The organism is Photobacterium aquae (genome assembly GCF_001029445.1).
GTDB classification, from domain to species: Bacteria; Pseudomonadota; Gammaproteobacteria; order Enterobacterales; family Vibrionaceae; genus Photobacterium; species Photobacterium aquae.
Map to the genome: position 1 here is coordinate 1 of NZ_LDOT01000079.1, position 7,567 is coordinate 7,567.

Sequence of the window (7,567 nt, forward strand, 5' to 3'; positions counted from 1 at the left end):
GCGTTGGCGTTGGCGTTGGCACAGCATGCGATGGCTCGGCTGTCTGCATCAACTGCTGGTAAGCCCTCACTTCGTCTGGAGATGGCCCATCTTCATTATAGCGTGAGCGTCCACCGATATTTGCCGCCCCGCCATCAGCGTAGTGCTCGCGACGAGAACCTGAAGTACGGCTATCTCTATCATCGGAAGACGAACGGTATCGAGACTCCCCTTGAGTGCTGCGACCTCCACCCTGATCGGACGATGACAGCCAATCTCTGGCAGGGGCTTTATTGGGGTAATCCGGCGTACGGGCGATTGCCGCTAGAGCAGGATTTGCAACTGGCGCAGGTTCGGACAGTGTCTGAGGAGATGTAGCCTCGGCCGCGTAGCCAGATGCCTGGGCGCTAGCTCGTGGTTGCGGCGCTGTTGGGGCCTGTGACTCATTCTCGGCCCCTTCAATCAGTGCACTTTGCAGCCCCTGACAAATAAAATCGTGAACCAAACGTGCCTGATGGAAACGCACTTCATGCTTAGCTGGATGAACATTGACATCAACATGGTGCGGATCCACCTCAATAAATAGCACATAGGCTGCATACTGATCAGAAGTCAGACTGGTCTCATAAGCCTGGCGAATAGCGTGATTGATGAGTTTATCCTTCATCATCCGGCCATTCACGTAGCAGTATTGAATATCGTTTTGAGCCCTTGCGCCTTGTGGACTGCAAATCCAACCGGATAGACGCAAATCCCCATGAGCCAGTTCAACAGCCAGTGCATGATTAAGGAAACCACTACCGCACACGGCTGCCAGCCGGCGTTCTTTCTGAATCTGGGTCGAGGCCGATCGGTATTGCCGGATCAACTTACCGTTATGACGTAAGTTAATACTCACATCCATTCGGCTCAACGCAATACGCTTGAGCAATTCATCGATATGGCCAAATTCGGTTTTTTCGGTGCGTAGGAACTTGCGCCGAGCTGGGGTGTTGAAAAAAAGATCAAGCACCTCAAGTGTCGTGCCGACCGGATGAGCCGCGGGCTTGAGCTGGACTTCCATATCACGACCTTCGGCATAGGCGCTCCATGCCTCTTCCTGCTCCTCAGTACGTGAGGTTAGCGTCAATCGGGAGACAGAACTAATACTGGCCAGTGCCTCACCGCGAAAGCCCAGACTCACTATCGCTTCCAGATCATCCAAACTCGCGATTTTCGATGTCGCATGACGGCTCAGAGCCAGCTCAAGTTCATCTTTAGGGATCCCTTTGCCGTTATCCCGGATCCGAATCGTCCGGCTGCCCCCCTTGTCGATATCAATATCAATACGGGTAGCACCGGCATCAAGGCTATTTTCAACCAGCTCTTTGACCACCGAAGCCGGCCGTTCGACGACTTCGCCCGCCGCTATTTGGTTTGCCAGCCGTGCTGGCAAGATCTGAATAGGCATAATCAACTGCTCGGTATGGTAAGTTTCTGGCCAACAGCCAACTCATCGGAGCGAAGCTTGTTGGCCTCTCGCAATCGGCTGATACTGATGCCATATCGGGCAGCAATCTTGCCGAGGAACTCACCCCGCTTCACAACATGTACCACCGGGGCAGGCTTCTTCACCGCTATTTTCAATTTCTGGCCGACGGCCAACTCATCAGAGCGCAGCTTATTCAGGCTACGAATACTCGCAACTGTCACGCCATGCTGACTTGCAATCTTGCCTAGGAACTCCCCTCGCCTCACCGTATGAGTGATCACCTTGGTGATCATCTTAGCCGAAGACGGTTTCGCCGCGGCAGGTAGCCGAGCCGGTGTCGTGGAGACCTTACCCGGAATAACTAAAACCTGACCAACTTTCAATGTATTAGATTTCAAGCTATTGGCAGTCTTCACTGCGGCAACAGAGACACCGTATTTACTGGCAATAATACTGAGTGACTGGCCTCGGGTAACTTTATGCTTTAGCCCTTCCTTGCGCGAGGCAAATAAGGTTCCTTCCGGCGGCTTCTCATTGAAGTAAGACAGCACCCCGCGGTAGACCGCATCAGCCAGTTTGTTCTGATGCGAAGTATTGTTCAACAACCGCTCTTCGGTCGGATTGGTAATAAATCCTGTCTCAACCAGCAACGATGGAATATCCGGGGACTTCAACACAGCCAGGCTGGCATGCTCAGGCTTGGTCTTGTGCAATCGGGTCACTTTCTTCAGCTCCCGTAGCACTCGGCTTGCTACGTCATAGCCCTCTTTTTGCGAGTGGCTAAACTGCAGGTCAAGTACCGCCATACTGAGATACTGATCGTCCGTACTACCAGAAAGTACATCACCACCACCGAGCAGTTCTGATTGTTTCTCGTGTTGTTCCAACCAGCGACCAATTTCACTATTGGCCCGGCGAGTATTGAGCACCCACACCGATGCACCACGAGGCTGAGGCTGATGGAAGCCGTCAGCATGAATAGACACCAACAAATGCGCCTTGTACTTACGGGCGATCTCAGAGCGCTTATTCAAATTGACAAAATAGTCACCACGGCGGGTCAGTACCGCACGCATGCCCGGCGTTGCGTTGATCCGATCAACGACCTTGCGCGAAATGGCCAAGGTGACATTTTTCTCGTAGCGTCTGCTTGGCCCGATCGAACCGGGATCCTCGCCACCATGACCAGGGTCAATGGCAACAATGATATCATCCGTGCCGTAAGGCAAGGTTGCCTGCTTATTGGCAACCGGTGACTTTGACGTGGCGGCGACTATCGTCTTGGGCTTTTTCTTCTGATGTGGCAAATCCAACACCAAGCGGTGTCCATAGTGACCATCTGGGGTAGGAGCCAGCTTGAATAAATTCGGCGTTGTACCCGCCTTAATTTCAAACACCAAGCGGTACGTCCCTTTTTCAGGCGCCCCGCTATTGCGGATCTTAGTCAGAATATCGCTGTCCTTGACCACAACCGGCAGCGACGTTTTCAACGACGTCTGTTTGATATCAACCACTAGGCGATCTGGTTTGCTCAAGGTGAAATAGCTATATGTCGCTTCATCTTGCATATCCAGCACAACCCGGGTTTCATCCGGGGCCGGCCAGACTCGAATCCCCTTTAACTCATTCGCCATTGCCAGGGAGCTAAGCAAGCTAGCCCCAACTATCACTGCATGAAAAAAAGCCCTCAACGACATCCTATCAACACAACTCCAAGCGTTTAATCAATTCGCGACCATAGTCATTATTTGCGGTAAGGGTCGCCTTGCGCTGCTCCCCTTCGTAACGCATCTCAAGCTCAAGATCCGGTTGCGGCAATAACCCCGCCCCTTTCTCTGGCCATTCCACAAGACAAATCGCATCATTTGAAAAGTAATCACGGATCCCCATAAATTCTAGCTCTTCAGGATCAGCCAAACGGTACAAATCAAAATGATAGACATGCCAAGGCGGCAGTTCATAAGGCTCAACCAGCGTATAGGTAGGGCTCTTCACATTACCAGTGTGTCCCAACGCACGGATAAAACCACGACTAAAGGTTGTTTTACCAGCCCCCAGATCGCCGTGCAGATAAATTGTCGTTTGTTGCTGGCATGCATGCGCCAACGAAGTACCAAGCGCTACCGTCGCCTGCTCATCGGCAAGCAGAGTTTCAAAAATAGTCATTATCTCTTTATCTTGAATTTACTAACTTTCTAATAAAAGGGAATAAATCACTAGCAACCATGCCGCGTTCGCCGGCCTGCGCACAACAATCTGCGGCAGTAGCATGGATCCAGCTCCCGACTTGGGCGGCCTGCAACAGAGAAAGCCCCTGCCCCAACAATGCACCAATCACACCGGACAACACATCGCCCATGCCTCCAGTGGCCATACCGGGGTTGCCTGCCACGCATACCGAAAACGCCGACGTACCGTCATACACAATAGTGCCAGCGCCTTTTAGCAACACAACCCCGCCATACTTCAATTGAAGTGCCTTGGCCGCAGCAAAGCGATCATGCTCGATATCAGCCACCGAACAATCCAGCAAGCGAGCCGCCTCTCCGGGATGGGGCGTAATTATACGATTATTTTTATAGTCTGGTGAAAGCGCTAATAAGTTCAATCCATCGGCATCGAGCACCATCGGCTTATCACAACCAGAACATTGATCATACAGCGTCCGACCCCAGTTTGATTGCCCTAAGCCCGGGCCCAGGACAATCACATCCGCCCATTGTATCTTTTCACGGGACTCTGCGCTCTTATCCTGCCAACCTCTGGCCATTATTTCAGGGACGGCGGCATTAATTGCCAACACATTGTCAGGTTGCGTCAGCACGGCGGTCAAACCGGCACCGCTGCGGAGTGCTGCCTCTGCGGCCAGACGGATCGCCCCACCCATACCGAGATCACCGCCAGCACAGAGGATCCGACCATGATCACCTTTGTGTGCACAACGCCGTCGCGCAGGCAATGCTTGCACGACCATCGCCTTATTGATCCTAATCGATGAGGCTGGCTGAATAGATTCAAATTCATCGGCAATACCCAGTCCGGCAAATACCAGTTGACCAACATAATCGGCCGCATGCCCTGTTACTAAGCCTTGCTTACAACCAATAAACGTCACCGTAATATCAGCCACCACCGCATCACCAAGCACCACCCCGCGATCAGCACACAAACCTGAAGGCACATCGATCGCCAATACGGGGACCTCCGCCCCATTGATAGTTTGGATCACCGTGGCCATATCAGAACGAACCGTCCCTGATAGCCCGGTTCCCAACAAGGCATCAACAATGACATCAATCCCTTCGGGTACATGCAATTGGGGCGCACTGCACGTACCGCCAACAGCCAGCCAGGATTCATAAGCTCGGCGGGCATCCGGGGGTAACGTTTCGACAGCGGCAGCTTGCCATAACGTCACCTGATAGCCAGCCAAGCGGGCGAGTCGCGCGACAACATAGCCATCCCCACCATTATTGCCACCACCGCAACCAACCAGTACATGACCAGAAGGGGGACACAGCTGCACTAAATTCTCATAAGCGGCCGCGCCGGCCCTCTCCATCAATTGATACATCGATAACCGGCTGGCCTTGGCCGCCAACCGTTCGCCATGACGAACCTGCTCACTACGGTATAAGAGTTCCGGCAAGTGATGTTTGTGCATTTGATTGTCCTTATCCACACGCTCTCTTTGATAGTGCCCAAAAGCCCGACGAGAGACAATGATCATACACCCTGCTGCAAGATCGAACTGATCAAAGTCCCTCAACATTATCTATGATTGTGGTACACTTCCGCCCCCATTGGATCCAGGTACCCACATAACATGACCATCGACTACCACGCACTGTCTGACAACATCAAACAATGGGGCAAAGAGCTCGGCTTCCAGCAAGTCGGGATCTGTGATGTTGATTTGCGTGAACATGAAGAAGAGTTACAACGCTGGCTAAATGCCGGTTACCACGGACAGATGGACTGGATGGCACGCCACGGCATGATGCGAGCGCGCCCAGACGAACTTGTGCCCGGAACAATCAGGGTAATCAGCGTCAGAATGAACTACCTGCCACCTGAAGCTGGCTTTGCCCAGAGCCTCAGCCAGCCAAACAGCGCCTATATCAGCCGCTACTCTCTTGGCAGAGACTACCACAAACTAGTGCGTAATCGACTAAAGCAATTGGGTCAGCGTATTGAGCAGGCAGTCGGCTCTTTTGGCTACCGGCCTTTTGTTGATTCGGCGCCGATTCTCGAGCGCCCGCTGGCTGAGAAGGCAGGTCTTGGCTGGACAGGAAAGCATTCTCTGATTATCAATCAAGATGCAGGCTCGTGGTTTTTTTTAGGTGAACTGCTCGTCGATCTTCCGCTGCCTGTCGATCGGCCTGTTGAGAAACAATGCGGAAAATGTGTAGCCTGTATAACAAGTTGCCCTACAGGAGCCATTATTGAAGATGGTGTCATCGATGCACGCCGCTGCATCTCGTACCTCACCATTGAATTTGATGGGGTTATTCCTGAAGAGTTCAGGGAGGCTATTGGCAACCGTATTTATGGCTGTGATGACTGCCAGCTCGTATGCCCCTTCAATCGCTTTGCCTCCGTTACTGATGAGCCTGATTACTACTGCCGAGACAGCCTGTACCAGCAACCTCTCGCCACGTTATACCAGTGGGACGAAGACACTTTTCTCAAGCATACAGAAGGCTCAGCAATCCGACGTATTGGGCACCAACAGTGGCTACGTAATTTAACCATTGCCATGGGCAATGCGCCTTACAGTAGCGATATCGTCAATGCGCTCAATGCCCGCCAAGGCGATTCATCTTTGCTCGATATTCATATTGAATGGGCACTAGACAAACAGCATAGACAACGACAAAACCTTGTCACCGAGGCCTTGCCGACCAAGACTCAGCGCCTTATTCGCATTATAGAAAAAGGACTACCTCGGGATGCCTAACTAATAACAGAATTTCGTCCGGCAACCCTCATTGCACAGAATGAGAGCGATATCAGATTGGGCATAATGTGGAAAACATTTTCACATCTCAAGTTTTATACCCAGATGAAAATATTAAACACAGCTTAAGATTAAGGACTTGAAAAAAGTTATTCACTCATCCACATAGTGGATCAGGTTGTATATAAATTTTGGAAAAAGCCTTATTAGCCCATCAAAAACATAGACTTAAACTGTTGATATTTTATCAACAGTTTTCAATATCAGCTTAAAAAAAAAGATAAGTACAGAGTTGTTCACACGGTATCGGCACACGTAATTAACCGACTTACCCACAAGTTAAGATTGTGGATAACTCTGTGCACTAACCTGTTATAGTTTTCCAACAGGGGAGAGCAAACCCAAGCCAGATAAGGCCTGAATCCGATTTTAAAGAAAAGAACGAATATCGCTGAGTATACTTCTGCTGGCTTTAGAAAATAGGACCAAAGCACAAAGAGCATACGCCACTAAGACCGCCAAACCCAACATATTTGACCTTATATGGGTCAATAATCCTACCGATATCGGTATGGAAGTCACTCATTACGTTGGAAATGATGGTTTAAGGTTCCCTGTAACTCCTGTTACGGAACATTGATACAGCACACTGGGAAACCGAGACTCGTATCTGCCAGGAATACTGATTTTGAACTAATACTTCACAGTAGTAGCTTTGCCGGCCTGCACATTCTTGTTGCAGCAGCAAACATGGAGCAACACCTGTTCGACCTTAATTTCAAGGAACAAGAATAGCGCTCAACCTATGCTAGGCGGCGCTATGCCAGCGAACAAACATCGCATTTCATCGATGAGTTCGATGACAACTTCTAAATCACTTCAAAAAGAAGTGGAGCGACACACTAGGTTCCCGATCTTCGAGGAACTAGGCGTGACCTCAACCTTGACAAGGTTGCGCTCTACCAACTGAGCTAGTGTCGCATTTTCATTGTTAGGTACAATGAGAGCCTTTCTCTCCACCTCGAAAAGAAGTGGAGCGACACACTAGGCTCCCGATCTTCGAGGAACTAGGCGTGACCTCAACCTTGGCAAGGTTGCGCTCTACCAACTGAGCTAGTGTCGCATTTTCACTGTTAGGTACAATGAGAACCGTCGAT

The 7,567-nt window shown here is 50.8% G+C and carries 5 protein-coding genes and 2 tRNA genes; 1 reads left to right on the plus strand and 6 read right to left on the minus strand.

All coding sequences use genetic code 11. The features are described 5' to 3' along the window. From mutL to ABT56_RS22890, 4 genes are all read right to left on the minus strand, one after another. Positions 1 to 1,429 (minus strand): DNA mismatch repair endonuclease MutL (gene mutL / locus ABT56_RS22875; RefSeq protein WP_047881223.1); only part of this gene is annotated, 1,429 nt, incomplete at its 3' end. Between the two features lie 2 nt (positions 1,430 to 1,431). Further along, positions 1,432 to 3,147: an N-acetylmuramoyl-L-alanine amidase gene (locus tag ABT56_RS22880; protein WP_047881224.1), complete on the minus strand. Its 1,716-nt coding sequence runs from the start codon at positions 3,145 to 3,147 to the stop codon at positions 1,432 to 1,434. Positions 3,148 to 3,151: 4 nt separating this feature from the next. Beyond that, positions 3,152 to 3,616, minus strand: coding sequence for a tRNA (adenosine(37)-N6)-threonylcarbamoyltransferase complex ATPase subunit type 1 TsaE (tsaE, locus tag ABT56_RS22885; protein ID WP_047881225.1), 465 nt, complete (start codon positions 3,614 to 3,616; stop codon positions 3,152 to 3,154). Positions 3,617 to 3,623: 7 nt separating this feature from the next. Continuing rightward, positions 3,624 to 5,114 carry a bifunctional ADP-dependent NAD(P)H-hydrate dehydratase/NAD(P)H-hydrate epimerase gene (locus ABT56_RS22890; protein ID WP_047881227.1) on the minus strand — a complete coding sequence of 497 codons (1,491 nt, stop codon included), beginning with the start codon at positions 5,112 to 5,114 and terminating at the stop codon, positions 3,624 to 3,626. A 162-nt stretch (positions 5,115 to 5,276) separates the two neighbouring features. Here ABT56_RS22890 and queG point away from each other — a divergent pair, with 162 nt between their 5' ends. After that, entirely contained in the window at positions 5,277 to 6,410 is a 1,134-nt protein-coding gene (queG, locus tag ABT56_RS22895) for a tRNA epoxyqueuosine(34) reductase QueG (RefSeq protein WP_047881226.1), read from the plus strand. An 890-nt stretch (positions 6,411 to 7,300) separates the two neighbouring features. Here the strand turns inward: queG and ABT56_RS22900 are convergent. Together ABT56_RS22900 and ABT56_RS22905 are read right to left on the minus strand one after the other, a co-directional pair. After that, a tRNA-Asp gene (locus ABT56_RS22900) sits at positions 7,301 to 7,391 on the minus strand. A 51-nt stretch (positions 7,392 to 7,442) separates the two neighbouring features. Next, positions 7,443 to 7,533, minus strand: a tRNA-Gly gene (locus ABT56_RS22905). Positions 7,534 to 7,567: the final 34 nt, after the last annotated feature.